This is a genomic window from Pseudoxanthomonas sp. JC1303 (assembly GCF_058448525.1).
Window position 1 is genome coordinate 1,814,572 of record NZ_CP185958.1, and the last position, 23,358, is coordinate 1,837,929.

Annotated in this window: 11 protein-coding genes; 6 read left to right on the forward strand and 5 right to left on the reverse strand. The window is 69.4% G+C overall.

All coding sequences use genetic code 11. The annotated features are described in order from the left end of the window. Positions 1-286: 286 nt before the first annotated feature. From ACORQU_RS08015 to ACORQU_RS08030, 4 genes are all read right to left on the reverse strand, one after another. Positions 287-1,162 (reverse strand): NAD(P)-dependent oxidoreductase, encoded by an 876-nt coding sequence (locus tag ACORQU_RS08015; protein WP_491644445.1) that lies wholly within the window; start codon positions 1,160-1,162, stop codon positions 287-289. A gap of 74 nt (positions 1,163-1,236) precedes the next feature. After that, the gene (locus tag ACORQU_RS08020; protein ID WP_491644447.1) at positions 1,237-2,367 is read right to left on the reverse strand and encodes an NADH:flavin oxidoreductase/NADH oxidase; all 1,131 of its coding nucleotides are present in this window, start codon (positions 2,365-2,367) and stop codon (positions 1,237-1,239) included. Between the two features lie 205 nt (positions 2,368-2,572). Then, on the reverse strand, positions 2,573-3,811 hold the full coding sequence (locus tag ACORQU_RS08025) for a carbohydrate porin (protein ID WP_491644448.1): 1,239 nt from the start codon (positions 3,809-3,811) through the stop codon (positions 2,573-2,575). 189 nt (positions 3,812-4,000) lie between these two features. Then, positions 4,001-4,849 (reverse strand): NAD-dependent protein deacetylase, encoded by an 849-nt coding sequence (locus tag ACORQU_RS08030; RefSeq protein WP_491644450.1) that lies wholly within the window; start codon positions 4,847-4,849, stop codon positions 4,001-4,003. A gap of 281 nt (positions 4,850-5,130) precedes the next feature. Here ACORQU_RS08030 and ACORQU_RS08035 point away from each other — a divergent pair, with 281 nt between their 5' ends. The 6 genes from ACORQU_RS08035 (at position 5,131) to ACORQU_RS08060 (ending at position 22,073) form a co-directional block, all read left to right on the forward strand. Beyond that, a complete protein-coding gene (locus tag ACORQU_RS08035) occupies positions 5,131-6,477 on the forward strand; it encodes a sensor histidine kinase (protein ID WP_491645008.1) in 1,347 nt (448 codons plus the stop codon). 101 nt (positions 6,478-6,578) lie between these two features. Continuing rightward, positions 6,579-7,310: a response regulator transcription factor gene (locus ACORQU_RS08040; protein WP_491644452.1), complete on the forward strand. Its 732-nt coding sequence runs from the start codon at positions 6,579-6,581 to the stop codon at positions 7,308-7,310. 344 nt (positions 7,311-7,654) lie between these two features. Next, a complete protein-coding gene (locus tag ACORQU_RS08045) occupies positions 7,655-15,385 on the forward strand; it encodes an SdrD B-like domain-containing protein (RefSeq protein ID WP_491644454.1) in 7,731 nt (2,576 codons plus the stop codon). Then, positions 15,382-18,759 (forward strand): hypothetical protein, encoded by a 3,378-nt coding sequence (locus tag ACORQU_RS08050; RefSeq protein WP_491644455.1) that lies wholly within the window; start codon positions 15,382-15,384, stop codon positions 18,757-18,759. The genes ACORQU_RS08045 and ACORQU_RS08050 overlap by 4 nt, the downstream gene beginning before the upstream one ends. An 11-nt stretch (positions 18,760-18,770) precedes the next feature. Continuing rightward, entirely contained in the window at positions 18,771-19,784 is a 1,014-nt protein-coding gene (locus ACORQU_RS08055; RefSeq protein ID WP_491644457.1) for an OmpA family protein, read from the forward strand. Positions 19,785-20,090: 306 nt separating this feature from the next. After that, on the forward strand, positions 20,091-22,073 hold the full coding sequence (locus ACORQU_RS08060) for a choice-of-anchor X domain-containing protein (protein WP_491644459.1): 1,983 nt from the start codon (positions 20,091-20,093) through the stop codon (positions 22,071-22,073). Between the two features lie 45 nt (positions 22,074-22,118). On the opposite strand, the gene ACORQU_RS08065 is transcribed toward ACORQU_RS08060, so the two are convergent. After that, complete coding sequence (locus ACORQU_RS08065) at positions 22,119-23,321, reverse strand: MFS transporter (RefSeq protein WP_491645010.1); 1,203 nt, start codon at positions 23,319-23,321, stop codon at positions 22,119-22,121. Positions 23,322-23,358 lie beyond the last annotated feature (37 nt).

Genomic DNA, 23,358 nt, shown 5'->3' on the forward strand with positions numbered 1-23,358 from the left:
GCATGTGTCCTCCGTTGACACCTCGCGCGCCTGGTGCGCGCCGCATCGCACCTTAGCGGCAGGGCATGGCCATGCTCAAGCCGCGCCGCGGCGATCCGTGGCGCGGCGCACAGCGTGGCCAGGCGTTCAGCGGGTTGCGGCCTCGCTCACTGGCGGCGGTCCACCGAGGCTGTCCGGCGGCGCGAGCATCAAGATGCATCGGGCAACCGGCGGGCGCCGCCAACAGCAAAGCGGAGAATCCCGCACTTCATCGTTTTGCCCGAGGGAACAGGTCCAGGGAGCGAAATCATCCTCGCCCGGCGCGGCGCGCGCTGACCCTGGCCAGCGCGGCCAGGTCCAGGTCGCCGTCGCCCTGCGCCACGCCTTCCAGCAGGCCGTCGCGCAGCGTGCTGGCCAGCGGCATCGGCACGCGCACGGCTTCGCCCGCCGCCAGCGCCAGGCCCACGTCCTTCAGTCCCAGTGCCAGCTTGAAACCGCCCGGGGCGTACTGCTCGCGCGCGATGAGGCCGCCATAACCCTGATACACCGGTGCGGCAAACACCGTGCTGGTGATCAGTTCGATGAAGTCCGCTGGCGCCAGCCCATGCCCCTGCACGAAGGCGCTGGCTTCGCCCATCGTGCCCACCGCGCTGGCCAGGCAGAAGTTCACCGCCAGCTTGATCGCGTTGGCCTGCTCGGGGGCCTCGCCGAACACCCAGGTCTTCACCCCCAGCGCGTCCAGCACCGGCTGCACGCGGGCCAGGTCGTCGGCCTTGCCTGCGGCGATGATGTTGAGCTTGGCCGCGGCGGCCATGTCCGGACGGCCCATCACCGGGGCGGCCACGTAACCCACGCCGCGTGCGGCGTGCTGGGCGGCCAGCTCGCGGGCGAAGGCGACCGAGACGGTCGCCATGTTCACGTGCACCGTGCCCCGGGGCAGCGCCGCGAGCAGGCCGCTGTCGACCACGCTCTCGCGCACGGCCGCGTCATCGGCCAGCATCGAGACGATCACCTCCGCGCCGGCGAGCGCCTGCGGAGTGTCGCAGGCCTGCGCGCCCTCTTTGGCCAGCGCCTCGCGCGAGGCGGGGCTGCGGTTCCACACCTGTACCGTGTGGCCGGCCTTGAGCAGGTTGCGTGCCATCGCCGCGCCCATGTTGCCCAGGCCCAGGAATCCGATCTGCATCTTCATGACTCCGAAAAGAGAAAGCCTCACTGTGATCCGCGCACCGTGAGCGATGCGCGGACGCCGGCCTGGGATCAGCCGAACAAGTCCTTCGCGCTGCGCGGCTGGCAGCGCAGGTACTGCGGGGCGGCATGCACGCTGGCGCCCAGCGCGGCGGCGGCATGCCACGGCCAGCGCGGGTCGTAGAGCACGCCGCGGGCCAGGGCCACCGCATCGGCCTGGCCGCTGGCGACGATGCCCTCGGCCTGCTGCGGGTCGGTGATCAGGCCGACCGCGATCACCGGCATCGCCTTGAGCTGGGCCTTGATGTCACGGGCGAACGGCACCTGGTAGCCATTGCCCAGGGTGATCTGCTGGCGCGGATCCAGGCCGCCGCTGGAGACATGCAGGAAATCGCAACCGCGTGCCTCCAGCGCCTGGGCCAGGACCGTGCTCTGGGCGACATCCCAGCCACCCTCGACCCAGTCGCTGGCCGAGATGCGCATGCCCACCGCCACACTGGCCGGCACCGCCGCGCGCACCGCGTCGAACACCTCCAGCGGCAATCGCATCCGGTGTTCCAGCGTGCCGCCATAACCGTCGGTGCGATCGTTGCTCAGCGGCGAGAGGAACTGGTGCAGCAGATAGCCATGGGCACCATGCAGTTCGATCAGGTCGAAGCCCAGCGCATGCGCGCGGCGCGCGCTGTCGGCGAAGGCGGCCACGATGGCGTCGATGCCGGCCTGATCTAGTGCCTCGGGGGCCGGGTCGCCGGCGTTGAACGGGTGCGCGCTGGACGAGACGGTCTGCCACCCGTGCTCGGCGTCCGGCGCGATGGCCGCGCCGCCATGTTCCCATGGCTTGTGGGTGGAGGCCTTGCGCCCGGCATGGGCCAGCTGGATGCCCAGCGCCATCGGCGACCAGGCGCGGAGGTTGTCGACCACCCCGCGCAGCGCCGCCTCGGTGGCGTCGTCCCACAGGCCCAGGTCGCCCCAGGTGATGCGGCCGCGCGCCTCGACGGCGGTGGCTTCCAGGATCAGCAGCCCGGCGCCGGACTGGGCCAGGTTGCCCAGGTGCTGCGCATGCCACGAGGTGGCTTGGCCTTCCTCGGCCGAGTACTGGCACATCGGCGCGATCACCACGCGATTGGGCAGGGTCAACGGGCCAAGGGACAGGGGCGAGAACAGCTGGCTCACGGGCGGTTCAAAAGCGAGGGGGCGTGCCATTGGGCACCCTGCGCGTTCACGCATCAACCGGGACGGCTGGATCGCAGCGTCACGCCCAGAGCCCGTCGATGAAGACGAAGCGTTCAGGCCGCGTGGCGACACCTTCCAGGTGGTCGCCTTGTCGCGCATACCAGCGCACCGGTGCTGCACGGTGAGCGGCGAGACGCGCCAATTTCAGGCAGCTGGGCCCATCGCGCCAGGCACGCTATAACGTGGTCGACAGTTCGAAGCGCAAGGTGAAGACCAGCGCGTTGCGCACGGTCGGGTCGGTGTCCGGATGCATCACGTATTGCAGGTCCGGCTGCACGGCCAGCCAGCCGCAGACCTGGGCCAGGTAGGTGACCTCGATCGAGCGCTCGGTGGTCGTGGTCGGTCGCGCCGCCTGCTGCCGCCAGGGACGGCCATTGCGCGCCACCGCGAGGGCCAGGCCGAGCTCGTCCTGCGGGCGCGAGGCAAACGGACCGGCCAGCACCGCGCCCGCGCCGAAATAGCGACCGAAGCGCGCGACCTCCGGATCGCCGGCACCGAACTGGCCGAACAGCGACACGCTGCGCTCGCCATCATGCGGTGCGTGCCAAACGGTGCGATCGACCACGGCGTAATAGCCGGTGGCGCCGTGCTGGGTAGTGCGGCCCTCGTCCGGCACCAGGCGGTCCAAGGTGGTGGTGTAGTGCCAGGCGCCAACGGCGAACTTGCCGGCGTACATCGGCAGCATGGCGTTGCGGCCGATGCGCAGGCGCGCGTCCGGTGGGGGCCGCGCGCCGGGGCGTTCGAGCAGGGCGAGTTCGGCCACATAGAGCCAGCCGTCTCCGGGCTGGAAGGCGCGCAGCCGATCGTGGTCGCGGATCAGCGGCGCGCCATCCATGGCGGCGGCGCGCAGCACCACGTTGGCCAGCGGCTTATAGGCCAAGCGCAGGCCCAGTGCGGTACGCGGGAAGATCGACGGACCGTCGATGCCGGTCTGCGAGAATTCCGGGCCGATCCCGAACGAGCTGTTGAGAAACAGCCCAGCCGACTGCAGCCGGTCGAACTCGCTGTTGACGTCGTACAGCCCACCGAGGATCGAGACGTTGGCTGTCTGCACGTTGTGCTCCAGCCAGAGTTCCTCCAGCTGCAGGTTTGGCGGCGCAGCCAGGTTGCTCACCCCCATCGCGTCGCCGACCCGGGCGTCGGGCTGGCCGCCGTGAATCCACAGCGCGTCGGCGAAGACGTGCGTGTCCTGCCAGCCCAGTGCGTGTTCCAGGTCGAGCAGGCTGCGCAGGTGCAGGTTGCCGACATAGGTGCCGCCGGTCCGTGTTCCGCCATGCAGGTTGTCGATGGCGGCGCCGTCGTAGCTCAGCGTGGTGTCGGCCCAGTGTCCGGGATCGGATGGGCCGGCATGTGCCCGCGGCGTGATCAGCGCGAGGGCGACAGCGAGGATGACCGCGGTGGCGCGAAGGCGCATGGCGAATCGTCGGGCGGGTGGGCCGCAGTATAGGCCGTGGCGCGGGACCGGCCGCGCCGAATCCGGAACGCATGGAGGGATTTCGGCGCCATTGGCGGTGGGCGCACGGCAGCGTGCGGCGCGGATCCGCGCGCGGTGCGGCGGGCGGCGGCGCCTGGTGTGCTCACACCGCCATGGCGGCGCCTGCGGTCAGGCAGGCACGTCGTCGCGCAGGAAGCCCAGCGCCTCGGCGCAGTCATGTTGCACCTTCAGCGTCAGCAGATCGTCGGCGCGGGTCCGGCCCAGGGTGAGGGCGGCGATCGGCGTGCCGGCCTGGTGCGCCCACTGGGCGAAGCGGAAGCCGGAATAGACCATCAGCGAGGAACCCACCACCAGCATCGCGTCGCTGCCGTCCAGCGCGTGCCGGGCCGCCTGCACGCGCTCGCGCGGTACGTTTTCGCCGAAATACACCACGTCCGGCTTGAGGATGCCGCCGCAGTGCGCGCAGGCCGGGATGTCGAAGGCGTCGAAGTCCGCTTCCAGATCCGCATCGCCATCCGGTGCGATCCCGGCCTCCAGTTCCAGCCACCCGGGGTTGCGTGCGATCAACTCGGCCTGGAACGCCTCGCGCGGGGTGCGGCGCTCGCAGCCCACGCAGCGCACCACGTCCAGGCGCCCATGCAGGTCGATGACCTCGCGGCTACCGGCGGCCTGGTGCAGGCGGTCGACGTTCTGCGTGAGCAGCATCGAGACCTGGCCGCGCCCTTCCAATGCAGCCAGCGCTCGGTGCACGCCATTGGGCCGCGCGGCCAGGAACCGGGGCCAGCCCACCAGGCTGCGCGCCCAGTAGCGTCGGCGCGTGGCGGCCTCGCCCATGAAGGCCTGGTAGGTCACCGGCTGGGCGCGCTTCCACTGGCCCTCGGCATCGCGGTAGTCGGGGATACCCGAGCCGGTGCTGCAGCCCGCACCGGTCAGCACGAAGATCCGGTCGTGGCGCTCGACGAAGGTGCGCAGGCCCTGCAGCACGCTCACCTCCGCGTCTCCGGGCAATGGGCGCATCTGCGCGCGAGCGGCGCGGGATGCACGGTCGAACGCGTCAATCGAAACACCATGGCCCAATGATGGACCCACGATGGGGACAACGGCGGCGTGATCATGGAACGGAACGATACAGGCCCGCCGATGAAAACAGCCGCCAGACGGTTAAGCTTACGAGCGCTGCGCTGGCGCGGTCCGACGTTCGTGCTGGCGAGGTTGACGCAGGTGGGTTGCCTGGAATGGCGCGAGGGTCGCGACCACACGATGGGATTTTCTGCATGCTGAACAAGCCCGTGGCATCGATGCGCGATTGGTTGCGCAGCGTTCCGGTCTCCGACCCGGTGGACCGGCGCAATGCGCCCATGTTCCAGATTGTGCTGCTGCTGTTCGTCACGCTCCCGCCGATGGCGTGGCTATACAGGGGAATCGCCGTGCCCGTGCCCTGGCGCGAGGGAGAGTTGGCAAGCCTCGGTCTGAGCCTGCTGTTCAGTGCGGTTTGCCTGCTGAGCTTCTGGCTCATCAGGACCGGCCGCTTTCGTTGGGCCACCTACCAGCTCCTGGCCGTGTTCGCGATCTCGGTGTGTGCCAGTTACGCCGCCAGTGGTTTCACCGGACAGCGCTTCGAACAGCCCATCCTGGCCGTCCCGCTGGCCATCGCCGCCCTCGCGCTGGGGCGTGCGGCGCTGTGGAGCATGTTCCTGTCGATCATGCTGGCCTTTGCCATCGGTGTACGGGCAGATGCGCGCAGCTTCGGCATTGCGGATACGGTTGGCGATGGCGTGATCAGCGCGGTGATCTTCCTGCTGTTGGCCATCGTCATGGACAGAACCTCCGCAGCGTTGCGACAGAGCCTGCGCGAGTCGCAACGCTATTCGGAGCAGATGCGTCTGGCACACGACAGCTTGCAGCACCAGATCGAAGAACGCCGCCGCGTGGAAGACCACCTGGTCAACACGAAGAAGGTCAAGGCGGTTGCACGCCTGGCCCTTGGACTCAATCACGATTTCAATCACCTGCTGAGCCTGGTGTCGGGCTATGCGCGGCAGGCGCGCAAGGCACCCGACGCCCAGGCGCGCGAAGCCGCACTGGATGGGATCGACGCGGCCGCCAGGCGTGCGCAGGCCGTCAGCCAGAAGCTGTTGAACTTCACCCGCCAGGGCGATGAGCGGCCCCAGCTGATGGACCTGGCCAAGCTGGTCGACAATGTGCTGCCATTGCTCAAACAGGCGGCCAAGCCGAGCGTCAAGCTCGTCAGCGACATTCCTGCGGGACTGCGGGTCTGGTTCGATCCGCATCAGCTGGAACTGATCCTGCTCAACATGGTGACCAATGCCGACGATGCCATGGCGCAGGGTGGAACGATCCAGATCAGCGCAGCCCCGATGGGGGATGGGGTGCGTCTGCGCTGCGCCGATACCGGTGGCGGCATTCCGATGGCCATCCGCGAGAAGATTTTCGAGCCCTTTTTCACCACCAAGCCCGAAGGTGGCGGCACGGGGCTGGGACTGGCGATGGCCAAGGGCCTGATGGAGCGCCACGCCGGCCGCATCTGGCTCGATGACAGCACCGAGGTGGGCAGTGCTTTCCTGTTGGAGTTTTCGTCAGAGGCGGCGCACCTGCCAAGCCCGACGGTCGAGGAGCAGGCCTGATCCATGTTTGTCTCCTATCCAAGCCCGTCTAGCGCTTTCAGCCGCGCAGGGAAGGGACCTTACCTGCATACCCGGTCCCGCTTGCCGGCAGGAGTTGGAGGTTGAGCGCGCCCGGACAGGACCATGCGCCTGCGGGCGAGCGTGGTGGCGCGCTGGCCGGCCTGAAGGTCGCCATCGTCGAGGACGATCGGGAGCTGGCGGACATCCTCGTTGCCGAGCTGCGGCAGGAGGGCGCGCTGGCGTTCGGCCTGGAGAGCGCCGAGGCGCTCTATCGCCATCTTCTGGGCGATCCCTGCGATGCGGTGATCCTCGACGTGTCCCTGCCGGGAGAGGACGGCTACAAGGCCGCCCAATACCTGCGCCAGATCGCGCCGCAACTCGGCATCGTGATGCTGACCGGGCGGGCCGCCGTCAATGACATGGCGCTTGGCCTGCGGCAGGGGGCCGACGTCTATCTGCTCAAGCCACACGACCACGCGCTGATGGTGGCCGCGCTCCAGAGTGTGATGCGGCGGGTGCAACGTGACCCGCAGCCAGATCGATCGGACTGGCGCCTGAGCAAGGACGGTTGGACCCTGCACGGCCCCGATCGGCGCGGCCTGGCCCTGACCGAGCAGGAACGCGGATTGCTCACCGTGCTGTTCGCCGACCGTGGTCAACCCGTGGATCGGGAAGTGCTGATTGCCTCGTTGACCGAGCATCCCCTGGACTTCGATCCCCATCGCCTGGAAGTGCTCGTCCACCGCTTGCGTAGCCGCGTGGCGAGCACGCTCGATCAACCACTGCCGCTACGCGCGGTCCGTGGTCAGGGCTACATGCTGAGCAAGCAGTAGGTCGCATTCGCCTCGGCCATGCGATGTGCCTGTCTGACGCATCTCTACGACACACCATCGACGATCCGCTGAGTCCACCGTCGCGGTCTCGCCACGCGCGCTGGCCGCTGCTGTGCCAAGGCGACTTGATCGCGCGGTCTGTGAGCGAGTGAGAGCAAGTGTCAGCAATTGCTACTGATTGAACCGCCGCCTCGCCTCAAGATCGCCGCCGTCAATCGGGGCGGGGGGCACGCCGTTCCCGGATTGATCTTCGATCACGACTGACCGGACTCTCTCGAGCCTGGTCCTTTGCGCTGATCGCGATCAGGAACTGGAACGCGGGGAACAGGGACATGGTGGATTTGATGAGCGGCTGCCGTGCGGCGGCGCTGCGTGCGTGGCTGCGTGCGGGGCTCCCCGCGGCCGGTGCGCAGCGCGGAACGTGGCTCCGGAGCGCTGCACTGGCCCTGTTCGTACTGACCACGCCGAGCCTGGCTGCGGCGGCGGACTTGCAGCTCACCAATCTGTCCGACACCGGCTATGACCCCAGTCCGGCAGGTGCGATGGTGGTGTATAGCGTCACCGTCGAGAACAGCGCTGCCGACACGGTCAACGATGCGGTGGTGATCTTTGACCTCCCCGCCGGCGCCCAGGCCGGGACGCCGCTGCCGGGCACCTGCAGCGTCGCCGCCGGCAATGCGCAGCGCATCGAATGCCGGGTCGGCACGCTGGTCGGCACCTTCTCCTCAGACGGCGCGCCGGTGACCTTCCAGTTGCCGGTGAGCACCGTAGGTCTGGCTCCAGGCACGATCGAGATCCGCGGCGCGATTGGCGTGGAAGCCGGTCTGCCCGCGGCGAGCACGCCGATCGCCTCCCTGGCCGATACCGATGCGTTCTTCGCCGGCGACAGCAACCCCGCCAACAACCGGCGCCTCGAAGCCACGACGCTGGAATCGGCAGGCGACCTGAGCGTGGAGAAGACCGCCACGCCCAATCCGGTCGTGGCCGGCGCCGAGGTCACCTATACCGTCACCGTGCGTAACGCCGGCCCCAGCAGCTCAGCCGGCTTCAGGGTGGTCGATACGTTGCCGGCGGCGGTGCAGTACGTGGCCAACAGCTTCAGCGGCAGCGGCTGGACCTTCAACAGCGGCAGCATGACCGCCACCCATGCCGGCGCACTGGCCAATGGCGGCAGCAGCAGTTTCACCTTCCGCGCCCGCGTCACCGCCGCCAGCGGCAACATCATCAATACCGCGCGGGTGGAGGCCGGCGGCACGCCGGATCCCTTGCCTGACAACAACACCGGCAGCGTGACCACTGCGGTCACCGCCGGCGCCGACCTGGCGCTGAGCAAGAGCGTCAATCCCTCGCCGGCGATCTCCGGCCAACCGGTCACCTTCAACATCCAGGTACGCAACCAGGGCCCCAGCGCGGCGGTCAATCCGCGCTTCGTGGACAACCTGCCGACCGGGTTCGTGGTCACCGGCGGCACCGCCGCGACCGGTTGGACCTGTACCGACAGCAACGGCAACGCCACCCGCACCTGCGCGTTGAACGGCAGCCTGGCCGTGGGCGCCGTGGCCGATTTCACCATCGAAAGCACGGTGCCGGCGTCGGGCACCAACAGCAGCGGTGATGTCACCAACAGCGCCACGGTCACCTCCGACACGCCCGATGCGAACAACGTCGACAACACCGGCAGCACCACCTTCACCGTGCTCGCCGACGGCGCCGACCTGTCGCTGCAGAAGACCAAGACGCCGGCACTGGTGCCGGTGTGGAGCGGGGTCGGCAGCGACCAGGACAGCCGCATGACCAGCACCATCGTGGTCCGCAACCTGGGCCCACGTGCGGCGACCGGCCAGGTGCAGGCGGTCGATACGCTGGCCAGCGGCGAAGAGTTGCTGCAGCCGGACGGCACTGTGGCGCAGCCGGGTGTGGCTTTCGCCGCAGGCGCGTGGACCTGTGTCGTGGACCAGGCCTACAGCGGCTCCAGCGTGCAGCACGTGAGCTGCGACCTGGGCGCCGGCTCGCTGCCGCTGGCGGTGGGCGCCCAGGCACCGACCCTGCAGTTGCTGACACGCGCGCGCAGTTCGTCGGCCAACCTGCTCAACAACGCCTGTACGGGCGGTTCCGGCGGCTCGATCGAGCCGCTGACCGGCAACGGCATCGACCGCGATCCGGAAACCGGCAACGACTGCTCGGGCGCGGGCACGCGCACCACCGACGAGCGCGCCGACCTGTCCATCACCAAGCAGACCAACGGTCCCGGCGACGGTGACAACGTGTTGGCGGCCAACCAGGACACGCTCAGCTATACCCTGACCGTGACCAACAACGGCCCGGACAGCACCACCGGCGTGGTGGTCAACGACACCGTGCCCGGCTTCGTCAACGGCCGCACCCAGATCAGCGTGACCACCACCCCGGCGGGCTGGAACTGCACCATCAACAACGCCTCGGTCGTGTGCCGTTCGGGCACGACCGCACTGGGCAACGGCGCCACCGCGCAGATCGTCATCCAGGTCAAGCGCGCGCTGTTCGATAGCGACAACCAGGCCGCCGGCACCTGCGGCGGCGTGGCCATCAGCGGCGCCTTCTGCAACACCGCCGGTGTGGGCATCGACGCGGCCGTGGCCGGCTCGGTGGGCGAGCTCAATGGGGCCAACAACCAAGCCTCGGACTGGATCCGCATCGCGCGCGTGGCCAACGTCGCCACCACCGCCAAGACCATTTCCTCGGGCACGCCCGGCCGCGCCGGCGTCAATACCACCTACGTGATGTCCTACATCAACCGTGGCCCGTCGACGGTGCCCGGGGTGATCTTCCGCGACGTGTTCACCCTGCCGGCCAACGATTCGGGCTTCGTGCTGGTGTCTGCCCAGCGCACCGGTGCCGGCAACCGCACCTGCACCGCCACCGCCGGCGCCGGGGTGACCGTCACCGTCGATGCCGGCGGCACCTCTTATGCCAACCCGACTGGTACGCCGGCGCAGGTCACCGTGCAGTGTCCGGCATTGGCCTCACTCACCAACGAGCAGACCGAAACCCTGCAGGTGGTGATCCGGCCCAACGTCAACAGCGGCAACACCGGCCGCCAGTTCGACAACACCGCCGACTTCGTGATTGACCTCGATGGCGACGGCAACGGCGATGCCACCGCGGGCACCGACGGCGATGGCAACACCTACGACTTCAATACCGACACCAGCGACGACAGCAAGAGCGCGCAGCTGCCGTTCGAGGCCGGCCAGGTCGACCTGATCACCAACAAAGTGGACACCGGCTTCACCGGCGGCGTGGATCCGCTCGGCTACGACGCGATCAATCCCAGCGCGAACCTGATCACCTACCGGGTCACCATTCGCAACAATGGTCCGTCGGTCGCCACCGACGTGCGCCTGACAGATACCTTCACCCCGCCGTCGGGGCGCACGGTGACCTTCATCGGTGCCTCGCCCACGCCGACCGGCAGCTTCGATCCCACCGCCTGCGCGATCAGTTCCGGCAGCAATCCCACCGTGGGCGTGGCGCAGGTGCTGGATTGCGTGATGCCCGGCATCGGCTTCAGCACCAATGTCGCCGGCGTGGTTGCCTCCGGCCAGACCAGCACGCTGTACCTGCGCTATCGCTACGACACCGCGCCCGGCGCGTCCGGCGACACGGTCACCAACCTGGCCCAGGCCACATCGGCTGAAACCGACAGCAATACCGCCAACAACAGCGCAAGTCAGGAAACCACCATCCGCGCGTCGGCCGATATGGGCGTGAGCAAGCATGTGGTCACCACGGCGCCCGATGCCGATCCGGACGTGGCGCTGCCGGCCAACGCCACCTCGGTGGGCCTGCGCCAGCCGTTCTTCTACGTCATCGACGGCATCAACAACGGCCCCGGCGCCAGCCTGTCGCGCGACCGCAGCGGCAGCAGTCCGCTCAACGGCACCGGCACCGTGGTCAGCGACACGCTGCCCGCCGGGCTGGTGGTCGTGGGCCAGGTCACCTGGCAGAAGAAGGGGCCGGTCCCCGGCGGCGGAGGTGGCGAAGTGCCAAACGGCACCGGCAGCTGCACCCAGGCCTCGGCCACGCTGACCTGCACCCTCGGCGACGTCACCGTCGGCGGCAAGCTGCGCATCGTGGTGCCGGTGCGCTGGGATACCTATCCGGGCGCGGCGTCGATCAACAACACCGCAACCATCGCCACCGAACAGGTCGATCGGGTTCCGGGCAACAACACCGCCACCGTGCCGATCCTGGTCACCCGCGCGTCGCTGGCCGGCACCGTGTTCGAGGACCGCGACCGCGCCGGCGCCAACGGCGGCATCCAGCAGAACGGCGAACCCGGTATCGCCGGCGTCACCCTCGTGCTGAGCGGCACCGACGCCTACGGCAATGCGGTCAACCGCAGCACCACCACCGCAGCCGACGGCCGCTACAGCTTCGACAACCTGGCCGCGGCGGGCGTCAGCGGCTACACGCTGAGCCAGACCCAGCCGACCGGCTATCGCAACGGGCCGGTGGACCCGCCGACCGCGGGCGCCAGCGCGCCGTCGCTGGGCGGCACCTACGCCGCCGGCAATCCCGATTCCGGCTACACCACCATCCCGGTCGGCGCGGCCGACGCGGCACTGCGCTATGACTTCCCGGAAGTGCGTCGCCCCAGTCTGTCCGGCCGGGTCTATGTGGACCTGAACTTCAACAACGTGCATGACGGCAGCGATCCGGCGATCGCCGGCGCCACCGTGGAACTGCTCGATGCCTCCACCGGGGCTGTGCTGGCCACCACCAGCACCGACGGCAACGGCGCCTACCGCTTCGACGACCTGGATCCGACGCTCACCTACAGCGTGCGCGAGCCGCTGCCGAGCGGGCAGTACAGCAACCGTCCCAGCGCGATCAATCCTGGTCAGATCGGCGGCGCGGCGTGCGCGCCGGGTAGCTGCGTGGCCGGCACCGCGGTGGCCGCGCCCGGCGGCCCGGACGTGGCCAGCACCGACCGTATCTCGCAGATCCAGCTGGGCGCGGGCCTGGACGGCACCGAGTTCAATTTCGGCGAGAACCCCAGCGGCAGCGCGATCCAGGGACGGGTGTGGCGCGACGACGACAACGACGGCGTGATCGACCCGACCGAGACCGGCCTGGCCGACGTGGAGCTGGTGCTGACCGGCACCGACCAGAACGGCCAGGCGGTCAACCTGACCACCAGGACCGATGCGACCGGCAACTACAGCTTCCTCGGCCTGTTGCCGGGCACCTACACGGTGACCGAGCCGACCCAGCCGACTGGCACCCTCAACGGTAAGACCGTACCCGGAGACAAGGGCGGCACCGCCACCGGCGTGACCACCACGCCGTCGGCGATCGCCACCATCGTGCTCGGCGCCAACCAGCAGGGCCAGCACTACGACTTCGGCGAAGTGGCGGCGGCGTCGCTGTCCGGTCGCGTGTACTACGACAACGACGACAACGGCGTGGTCGGCAGCGACGAGTCGGGCATCGCCAACGTGCGCGTGGTACTCACCGGCACCGACGACCTCGGCGCCGCGGTGCAGCTGAGCGTGCAGACCGATGCGCAGGGCCAATACCGCTTCGAGAACCTGCGTCCTGGCACCTACACGGTGACCGAACCGGACCAGCCGGCCGACACCCGTAATGGTCTCACCACCGCCGGCACCGTCGGCAGCGTCACGCGTGGGACTGCGACCCCGCGCGAGACCGTGCCGTCTGCGATTTCCGCAGTGGTCCTGGCACCGGGCGCGCAGTCGATCGACAACAACTTCGGCGAGATCGCCAATACCCCGGACCTGGTCGTCAGCAAGCTCGCCGACCCGGTCAAGTTCACCGTCAACAACGCCGCCACCTACACCATCAGCGTGCGCAACATCGGCCCGCGTCCGACCGCGGGCGTGTATCAGGTGCAGGACCGCCTGCCGCCGGGCGTGACCCTGGCGGCGCTGCCTACCGGCAGTGGCTGGACCTGCACCGGCGCAGTCGGCGCCGACCGCTTCAGCTGCGAGGCCAGCACCCTGATCGCGCCCGGGCAGACGGCAGGCGACCGCATCCAGGTGCAGGTCGCGGTCGGTGCGGCGGCGGCGACGGGCAGCCCGGTCAACAACGCGGTGTTGGTGCAGGGCGGCGGCGAAGACGCCGCGCACAGCCCGAGCGCGGCCGAACGCGGCGCGTTCGACGGCGAGGTGACCCAGCTGCCGGTGTGCGACCCGGCGATCACCCAGAACGCCTGCCGCCTGCCCACGCAGGTGCAGCTGGCCGCCTCGGTGTCGGGCACGGTGTGGTTCGACATCGGCAACGAGGACACCATGCTCGATGGGGGCGATCAGCGCCTGCAGAGCTGGATCGTCGAACTGGTCGATCCGGCCAGCGGCCAGGTGGTCAAGACCACGCTCAGCGCCGCCGACGGCAGCTACCGCTTCGGCGACGTGATCCCCGCGAAGAAGTGGCACATCCGCTTCCGCGATCCGAGCTCTGGGGTGATCTGGGCGTTCCCCGTCAGCGGCGAGACCGCTTCCGGCGCCGCCGCCTCGTGCGCGGCCGACGCGGCGATCAGCAACGGCGGCACCAGCTCGTGCCGGGTCAGCGACGGCGGCGTCAGCCAGCTGGAAGTGGTGCTCAAGGCCGGCGAGAACCTGCCGCAGCAAAGCCTGCCGGTGGATCCGTCGGGCGTGGTCTATGACGCGGTCACCCGCGATCCGGTGCCCGGTGCGATCGTCACCCTGGCCCCGGTCGGTGTCTGCGCAGGCTACGACCCGGCTACCAGCCTGCTCAACACCACGGCCGGCGGCTACCGCATCGAAGGCAATGCGGTGTCGATGACCGTCGGCAACGACGGCTATTACCAGTTCCTGTTCGGCCCGGCGGCCCCGGCGCGCTGCGAGTTCGCGCTGACGGTGACCCCGCCGGGCGGCTACGTCTTCGTCTCCACGCTGATCCCGGCAGAAGGCAATTCGCTGTCGCCGTCCGGCGCGGTGGGCAGCAACTACCAGGTCCAGCCCAACGCGCTGGCGCCGACCGGACCGGTCGGCACGGCCACCCAGTACTACCTGCGGCTGTTCGCCGGGTCGGCCACCGCCGGCATCGTCCACAACCACATCCCGCTGGACACCGCGGTGACCACGGGCCTGGCGATCACCAAGACCGGCGATCGGCAGACCGTGGAAGTGGGCGACACCGTGCAATACACCATCACCATCCGCCAGACCGCCGGCAGTGCGCTGCAGACGGTGAACGTGGTCGATCGCCTGCCGCGCGGCTTCACCTACATCGACGGCACCGCGCGCGCCAACGGCGCGGCCGCGCCCGAGCCGCTGGGCAAGCCGGGCCCGATCCTGGGCTTCACCACCGGGCCGATCCAGGTCGGCCAGCAGATCGCATTGACCTACCGGGTCCGCGTCGGCGTCGGTGCGCAGCAGGGCGACGGCATCAACCGCGCCCAGGCCCACGGCTGCTCCATCGCCGGTGGCTGCATCGATCCGGTCACGTTGCAGCCCCTGTCCGGCTCGCTGCCCTCCAATCAGGCCCAGTACCGCGTGCGGGTCACCGGTGGGGTGTTCACCGATGAAGGCTGCGTGCTCGGCAAGGTCTTCGTGGACTGCAATGCCAACCACGTCCAGGACCGCGAGGAACTCGGCATCCCCGGCGTGCGCCTGTACTTCGAGGACGGCACGTGGGTCGTCAGCGATTCGGAAGGCAAGTACAGCTACTGCGGCCTGCCGCCGCAGAGCCACACCCTCAAGGTCGATGCGTCCACGCTGCCGGTCGGCGTGCGCCTGACCACCAGCAGCAACCGCAACCTGGGCGATGCCGACAGCTTGTTCATCGATCTGAAGAACGGCGAGCTGCATCGCGCCGACTTCGTCGAGGGCAGCTGCTCCAACCCGGTGATCGAGCAGGTCAAGGCGCGGCGCACGCAGGGCGAGGTGCGCGCGCCGGAGAGCGAGACCGGGCAGGCGCCACTGCGCTTCAGCAGCAAGCCGCTGCGCGCGCCGCAGCAGGCCGCCGATTCATCCAACCAGCAGCCCATCGTCAAACCGCGGGGCACGCCACCGCCCGATGCATCCGTTCCTGCGGAGGTGCAGCCATGAGCCGGCCCGTCACCACGCGCCGCCTGCCGCGGCTGACCCTGCTCGCCTGCGCGCTCGCGGCGCTTCCGGCCATGGCCCAGCAGAACGTGGGCACGAGCCGGTTCACGCCGGTGCTGGGTGAGGCCGGCACGCTGTACCCGCGCTCGCCGACGACCGTCGATGCCGCACCGCAGGCCGTGGTGACGCGGTCGGGCAAGGTGGACTACCGGGTCAATCACGGCGTGGACCAAGTACTGGTGGAGGTGGACCGCGACGGCGCGCCGGCCGACGGGCAGACGCCGGTCCACGTCAAGGTGCAGTTGCTCGGTGCCGACGGCCAACCGCTGGCCGGACGCTCCTTCGCCACCATCGAAAACAGCGGCGGCAGGATCCTGCTGCCCGGCTCGCGCACCGACGAGTTGGGGCCGGGCGCCGCCGACGCCGACAAGGTCACTCCCGGGGTGCAGTTGCCGGTGGACGATGGCGTGGCCGAGTTCGATCTGCTTGCGCCCGACCAGCCGCAGGACGTGGTGCTGCGGGTCACCGCCGGAAGCCAGAGCGCCGAGGGCACCATCGGGTTCGTGCCGGAGATGCGCGAGATGATCGCCACCGGCCTGATCGAGGGGGTCATCAACTTCGGCCGTCGCGACAACAGCGGCATCCTCGCGCCGGTCGATCACGACGATGTCTTCGAGCGCGACATCCGCCGCTGGGAGAAGCAGTTCAACAACGGCAAGGCCAGCGCCGCCGCGCGCACCGCGTTCTTCGTCAAGGGCCGGATCAAGGGCGAGTACCTGCTCACCGCCGCCTACGACTCGGACAAGCAGGTGCGTGGGCGCCTGCTGCGCGATATCCAGCCCGAAGAGTTCTATCCGGTCTACGGCGATGCCTCGCTGCGTGGCTTCGATGCGCGCTCTGCCGAGCGCCTGTACGTGCGCGTGGACAACCGCTGCAGCTACCTGCTGTATGGAGACTTCCAGACCGGCGACACCTTGGCCACGGCCACCGGAATCGGTACGCGCGGCAGCATCCCGCAGCGCTCCCTGGGCACCTACAACCGCACCGCCACCGGCCTGGGCTGGCACTACGAGGACGCGCGCCTGCGTTCCAACGTGTTCGCCATCCAGGACTCGCTGCGGCAGGTGATCGAGGAGTTCGCCAGCCAGGGCAGCGGCCCCTATGCGCTACGCAACAACGCCGTGCTGGAAGGCAGCGAACGGGTAGAAGTGATCGTGCGCGACCGCAACCAGCCCTCGCGCATCGTCTCGGTGCAGCCGCTGGCGCGGCTGGTCGACTACAGCTTCGAGCCGTTCTCCGGACGCATCCTGCTCAACCAGTTCCTGCCCAGCTTCGATAGCGGCCTCAATCCGGTGTCGCTGCGGATCACTTACGAACTGGACCAGGGCACCGAGAAATTCTGGGTGTTTGGCGCCCAGGGACAATTCAAGGTCACCGACAAGCTCGAAGTGGGCGCCAACCTGGTTGACGACCGCAATCCGTTCGCCGAGTTCCAGATGGGCAGCGCCAATGCCGGCTACCGGTTCGGACCCAACACGTTCCTGGTCGCCGAGTTCGCCCAGACCCGCAGCGAGATCAATACCAACGCCATCAACCAGGCGGTGACACCGGGCCTGCAGGATCTCAGCGGCAAGGTCAGCGGTGATGCCTGGCGCCTGGAGTTCGGCCACGATGGGGAGAAGCTGGATGCCAATGTCTTTGCCGCACGCACCGATCCGGCGTTCAACAACGCGGCCTCGCCGCTGTACGGCGGGCGTGGCGAGTACAACGGCAAGGTCGAATACCACCTGACCGAACGCGTGGACCTCTACGCCGAAGGCCTGCGCAGCGAGGATCGCAATCCGGACGGCGGCAAGCGCGATGCCGGCGGCGCCGGTGTGCGCGTCGGCGCGACCGAGAAGCTGACTCTGGATGTCGGCCTGCGTTCGATCCGCGAGACGGTCGGCGCGTATTCACCCTGGTCCTCCTCTCCCGGCTATGGCGATGCCGGCGGGCTGACGGGCGGCTTTGCCACCGGTTCGGGCGGCGGAGCGCTGGGCTATGGCCAGCAACCGCTGGATACCCTGACCGGCCTGCCGGTCATCGGCTCCAGCAGCGCCTTGACCGGGACCGCAAGCGATCTTCCGATCGGGACCCGGCTGGAATCGGACAGCGCGCGTCTTGGCGCCGGGTACCGCGTCGGCGAGAAGCTGTCGCTGGGCGCGGAATACGAGCAGAGCGTGTCCGGAGAAGACCGCAATCGCATCTCCGCCGGGGTCGACTACCAGCTCATGGAACGCAGCCGCGTGTACGGCCGCTACGAGAAGCAGACTGGCCTGACCAGCGCCTATGGCATCACCACCACCGACCGTGAGGCCGATGCGCTGGTATTCGGCATCGACAGCAGCTACATGCGCGACACCCAGGCGTTCTCGGAGTACCGGCTGCGCGATGCGATCAGCGGCCGCGACGTGCAGGCCGCCTCCGGCGTGCGCAACACCTGGGACGTGCGCGAAGGCCTGCGCCTGAGCAGTTCGGCCGAGCACGTGAAGGTCTACGACGGCAACACCGGCGATGCCACCGGCCTGGCGCTGGCGCTGGACTACAGCGCCAATCCGCTGTGGCATGGCTCGGCTCGCGTCGAGTACCGTATTTCCGGTGATGTTGGCTCCACGGACACCGACGAAGCGTTCGACACCACGCTGCTGCAGTTCATGGTGGCGCGCAAGCTCAGCCGCGACTGGACTTTGCTGGGGCGAAACTACCTGCTCAGCACCGACTACGCCGCGCGCGGCGATGTCCTGCAGAACCGGTTCCAACTGGGCGCCGCCTATCGCGACACCGATACCAACCGGATCAACCTGCTGGCGCGCTACGAGTACAAGCTCGAGCGCGACGACAGCGGGCTGACCCTGCTGGATGGTCAGGCGGTGGAGGGCACCAGCCAGGACGTGCGGACACGTGCCCACATCGTCTCCACTCTTGCCGACTGGCATCCGTCGCGCCCGTGGTGGCTGACTGGCCGCGTGGCCGGCAAGTTGCAGCGCGACCAGTTCGCCTACGCCGACGGCGCGCGCGTGGAAAGCCGCTTCCACGCCGTGCTGGTATCGGGGCGCGTGGTCTACGACCTCACCGAGAACTGGGACGTCGGCGTGCTGGGCTCCGCGTTCCGCGGCCAGCGCGGTGCCAACCAGTACGCGTACGGCCTGGAGGTCGGGCGGCTGCTGCGTCAGAACCTGTGGCTGTCGGCTGGCTACAACTGGTCGGGCTTCGCCGGCGACGCCGACCTGACCGGCTATGAGTACACCCAGCAGGGCGTCTTCCTGCGACTGCGTTTCAAATTCGACGAGGACCTGTTCCGCCGGGATCCCGTCCGTTACCGCGACCCGGCGCGCTGAGGAGCCATGACATGACGACCACTCGCAAATCGCTTCCCCTGTCGCGGACCGTGGCCACGATCCTGCTGCTGGGCGTGTGCGCCGGTACGAGCGCGCAGCAGACCCGGCTGTCGCCGCAGCAGGCGCGCATCACCGACCAGGCCATCGATGCCGACCTGCAGGCCTATCAGGCGATGCAGGACCGGATCCAGGGGCTCAACGACAGAGGGCGCCCGATCCGAGACTACGGCATGGCCAAGGCGCAGTGCTGGCTCGATGTGTCCTTCCACGAGTACACGCGTAACGACCGCAGCGCGTTTCCGCAAGGCGCGCTGAGCGAATCGGAGAAGCTGGTGCAACTGATGGAGCACGACGCCGCGACGATCCCGACCGAGACGCCGCTGGTCAACGACGCCAAGTACCTGCGCGACGACCTGTGGCAGCGCCTGCGCGCGCTGCATGGCAACGCCGGCTTCAGCTGCGCGCAGCAGGTGGCCGCCTGCGGCGAGGTGGAACTCGTGCATGCCGGCAACGAGTTCAACCAGCAGCAATGGCGCCATGCCAAGCCTTACATCCAGATCGCCGAGGACCTGGTCAACGACGCCGAGGCGCTGGCGCGGCAGTGCGACGTGCCCGAACGGCCGGACGCACCAGCCGCCGCGCCGATCCCGCTGGTGGCCAACGTGCTGTTCGAGTTCGACCGCGACGGCTACAAGGACATCCGCACCCATTCGCTGGAAAGCCTGGATCGCGCGCTGGGGCGCATCGCCGAAGAGAAGCTGACCCTGCAGAGGGTGGAGCTGGTCGGTCATGCTGACCGGATGGACGGCCGCGGCCACGACGACAACCAGCGCTTGTCGGAGCGCCGCGCGCGCACCGTGCGCGCGCTGCTGATCGGCCGCGGCATCCCCGCCGAGCGCATCCACGACCAATACCGCGGGGACACCCAGCAGGTACAGCAATGCACCGGGGTGAAGCCGCGCGCGGCGCTGCTGGAATGCCTGCTGCCCAATCGCCGGGTCGAAGTGCGCTTCGTCGTCGAATAGGTTGATCCGGGCAAGGCGCGATCCCTGGCCTTCGAGACTGGAGCGGCGGCTCGCGCGCCCGCGAGGCGTTAAAAAGCGCACGCGCGGGTGGGGTTTGGCGCGGGAAGATCATTTGCATGTTGGGCGCCGCCGACGACAACGCAAGCACAGCCGCGCCGGCACGCCGTGTTGCGTCGCGCCGTGCAAAAGGGGGCGCACCTGCGTATCACACCGGGCGTGGCGAGGGGGCGCTGCCCGGATGACGCACCGGCCGGCTGCCGCCGTGCCCGCCTGCGCACCGGACATCCCGCAAAAGGAGAGAGCCCGATGTCCAGGACCTGGAACCTGTCCGCCGCATGCCTACTGGCATGCCTGTCCACCCCGACGCTGGCCCAGCAGGCACCCCTGGTGCCCAAGCAGCTGTCCGGCCCGCCGGAGGATTTCGCCGCGATGCGGCGCCCGGATCCGGCCGCCTCGCCGATCCTCTCGCGCAGCGCGCTGTTGCCGGTCGAACTGACCGCAGATCCTGCCGATGCGAGCGCCCCGGCGCGGGCGCACGTCGATTTGCCGGCCGAAGGCGGCCGCCTGCGATGGGTGATGTTCACCGGCGATGCGTCGTGGCAGCCCACCCTGCGCGGACCCGACGGCCAGGTCATGACACCGCGTGCCGGGATTGCGGCGAGCGCTGGTGCACTGTCGGCGGCCTCTACCGTGCTGGGGCAGGGCCCGCAGGCCCAGCGCGGTACTGAATTCCGCCTCGACCAGGCCACACCCGGCACCTGGTCGCTGCAGCTGCGCGGCGCCGCGCCAGGCCACGGCTATGTGCTGGCCGAAGGCGATGCCGGCACCCAGCTGGCCTCCTACCGCCAGGCGGGCGGGCAGTGGGCAGGCCAGCGCATTGGCCTGGACGCGGTGCTGACCGGCAGCGATGCCGCTGGCCGTACCCGCGTGGCCCTGCAGGCCGGGAGGATCGGCAGCGCGCAGTTGCGGGTGATCGCGCCCGATGGCGCCATCACCGCCTGGCCGATGTTCGACGATGGACGCCATGCCGACGGCGCGGCCGGGGACGGGCGCTATGGCGGGGATTTCCCGGCGATGGCGCCCGGCACCTACGTGGCCCAGGTGGTCGTGCGCGGCACCAGCGCCGATGGCCAGGCCTTCGTGCGCACCGCCGAGCACGTGGTGCCGGTGGTTGCCCGGTCGTTGCGCCTGGCCGGCGACACCGCACTGGCGGCCGATGCGGCCGGTGGCCGCCTGCTGCTCGACCTGCCGGTGGCGACCACGGCCGCCGCCACAGACCACTACCGCGTCTATGCCCAGGTCTGGGGCACGGCGCGGGATGGCGCTCAGGTGCCGGTGGCCTGGGTCGGCGGCATGGTGGCGCCGCGCGACGGGCGGCTGCCGGTAGGCTTCGATCCGCGCTGGGCGGCGCGGGCCGGGGCGCGGGCGCCGTTCACCCTGCGCCAGGTGCGGATCGAGGACCCGGACCAGTTCGTGGTCCTGGACCAGGCCGCTGATCTGCCGGTCACCCTGCCGGCCAGCCGCGCCTTGGCTACGGCCCTGCGCACGCCGGCCACAGCGGTGACCATCGACGAGGCCATGCGTATGGGCCCGCGACCGCAGCGCAGCCGGCTGCAGGCCCAGGCGGCCAGTGGTGGCCGCCTGCTCCTGGTGCACGGCTACTGTTCGGAGGGCGTGTGGCCGCAGAGCCAGTTCAGCAACGCCTCGACCTTCCTGGATGCCAACCAGAACCGCAGCCATGACCAGTTCGCCCAACTGCTGGGTCAGTTTGGCAGCCAGTGGACTTCGTTCGGCACCGTGGCGCACAGCCAGGGCGGCGCGGCGGCGCTGCACCTGTACACCTACTACTGGAGCGGTCTGGACCAGGCCAGCGGCGCGCGGCTGATGCAGTCGGTGGGCACGCCCTACCAGGGCACCAACCTGTCGGGGATCCTTGCCACGGTGGGCTCGTGGTTCGGCATCGCCTGCGGGGCCAACAGCGACATGACCTACGACGGCGCGGCCAACTGGCTGGCGGGCATCCCGAACTGGGCGCGGGCCAAGGTCAACTACTACACGACCTCGTTCAAGACCACGCACTGGTGGGTCAACGACTACTGCAACATCGCCTCGGACCTGGTGCTCAGCGACCCGGAGGACGGTACTACCGAAAAGGCCTACGGCCAGCTGCCCGGTGCGATCAACCGCGGGCATACCACCGGGCAGTGCCACACCAGCGGGATGCGCGATCCGGCGCAGTACCTGGATGCCAGCCGCAACGCGGTCATGGACGCCAACGCGGCGCGCTGAACTGCGCTACGCACCTGCCGGCCGCCGCGTGCGGCCGGCAGGCTCTCACTCCCCGCGCGGAGGATGCGGGGCGAAGCGGCCGTAGGGCCTGGAATCGTCCGCGCCCCGGCGCAGCACCTGCGCGGCGACCAGGGCCAGCGCCTGCAGTGCCAGGCAGAAGGCCACCAGCGCGCCCCAGCCGCCGTGTTCCCAGAACCAGCCGCTGACCGAGCCGACCACGCTGGAACCCACGTAGTAGGCCAGCAGGTACAGCGATGCGGCGTGGCTCTTGCTGGCCTGGCCCAGCCGGCCGACCCAGGCGCTGGCGGCCGAGTGGGCGATGAAGAAGCCGATGGTCAGCAGCACCACGCCGACGATGACCACCGGCAAGGTGTGCGAGAGCGTCAGCAGCACCCCGCCGATGGCCGAGACCGTCCCGGCCAGCACCACCGGCCCGCGCCCGAAGCGGTCCGAGGCCGCCCCGGCGATCGAGGAGGACACGATGCCGAACACATAGGCCGAGAAGATCAGTCCGATCTGGCTCTGGCTCAGGCCGAATTCCGGGCCCCCCAGGCGAAAGCCGGCGTAGTTGTAGACGCTGACGAAGGTGCCCATCAGCAGGAACGGGATGGCGAACAGCCACGGCAGGTGGGGATGGCGCAGGTGCCCGCCCCAGGCCTGCAGGTGGTAGCGCAGGTTGACCCCGGCCTTGCGCACGAAGTGCCGTGACGGCGGCAGCAGCAGGACGAAGCCGATCGCGCACAGCAGGTCCAGGCCGCTGATCACCGCCAGCGCGGTGCGCCAGTCGAAGTGGTCGGTCAGAAAGCTCATCCCGATCCGGCCCATCATCCCGCCGAAGGCGTTGCCGCCCACGTACAGCCCGGTGGCCGCGCCCAGCTTGTGCGCGGGCAGTTCCTCGGCCAGGTAGACCATCGCCACGGCCGGCACCCCGCCCAGGGCCACGCCGGACAGCGCGCGCACCAGCACCAGCGACCCCCAGTGCGGGATGAAGGCCGCCACCGCGTTGAGCACGGCGGCCAGCGCGATGGAGGTGAACATCAGGCCGCGCCGGCCCAGGTTTTCCGACACCGCCCCCGCGCAGAAGATCGCGATGGCCAGCCCCCCGGTGGCCAGCGACAGCGGCAGCGAGCTGGCCGCGGCGCTGACGTGGAAGTCGCGGGCGAACTCGGGCAACAGCGGCTGCACGCAGTACAGCAGCGAGAACGTCGCAAACCCGGCCAGGAACAGCGCCAGGCGGATGCGACCCATCGGCAGGGCGGCGGTGTTATCGGGCGCCACCGAGGCG

What these genes read in the sequence shown, in the direction of transcription:
- ACORQU_RS08015 (WP_491644445.1), bottom strand. Translation starts at nt 1,162, where the DNA reads ATGCAGATCGGATTCCTGGGCCTGGGCAACATGGGCGCGGCGATGGCA.
- ACORQU_RS08020 (WP_491644447.1), bottom strand. Translation starts at nt 2,367, where the DNA reads ATGGCACGCCCCCTCGCTTTTGAACCGCCCGTGAGCCAGCTGTTCTCG.
- ACORQU_RS08025 (WP_491644448.1), bottom strand. Translation starts at nt 3,811, where the DNA reads ATGCGCCTTCGCGCCACCGCGGTCATCCTCGCTGTCGCCCTCGCGCTG.
- ACORQU_RS08030 (WP_491644450.1), bottom strand. Translation starts at nt 4,849, where the DNA reads ATGCGCCCATTGCCCGGAGACGCGGAGGTGAGCGTGCTGCAGGGCCTG.
- ACORQU_RS08035 (WP_491645008.1), top strand. Translation starts at nt 5,131, where the DNA reads ATGCGCGATTGGTTGCGCAGCGTTCCGGTCTCCGACCCGGTGGACCGG.
- ACORQU_RS08045 (WP_491644454.1), top strand. Translation starts at nt 7,655, where the DNA reads ATGAGCGGCTGCCGTGCGGCGGCGCTGCGTGCGTGGCTGCGTGCGGGG.
- ACORQU_RS08050 (WP_491644455.1), top strand. Translation starts at nt 15,382, where the DNA reads ATGAGCCGGCCCGTCACCACGCGCCGCCTGCCGCGGCTGACCCTGCTC.
- ACORQU_RS08055 (WP_491644457.1), top strand. Translation starts at nt 18,771, where the DNA reads ATGACGACCACTCGCAAATCGCTTCCCCTGTCGCGGACCGTGGCCACG.
- ACORQU_RS08060 (WP_491644459.1), top strand. Translation starts at nt 20,091, where the DNA reads ATGTCCAGGACCTGGAACCTGTCCGCCGCATGCCTACTGGCATGCCTG.
- ACORQU_RS08065 (WP_491645010.1), bottom strand. Translation starts at nt 23,321, where the DNA reads ATGGGTCGCATCCGCCTGGCGCTGTTCCTGGCCGGGTTTGCGACGTTC.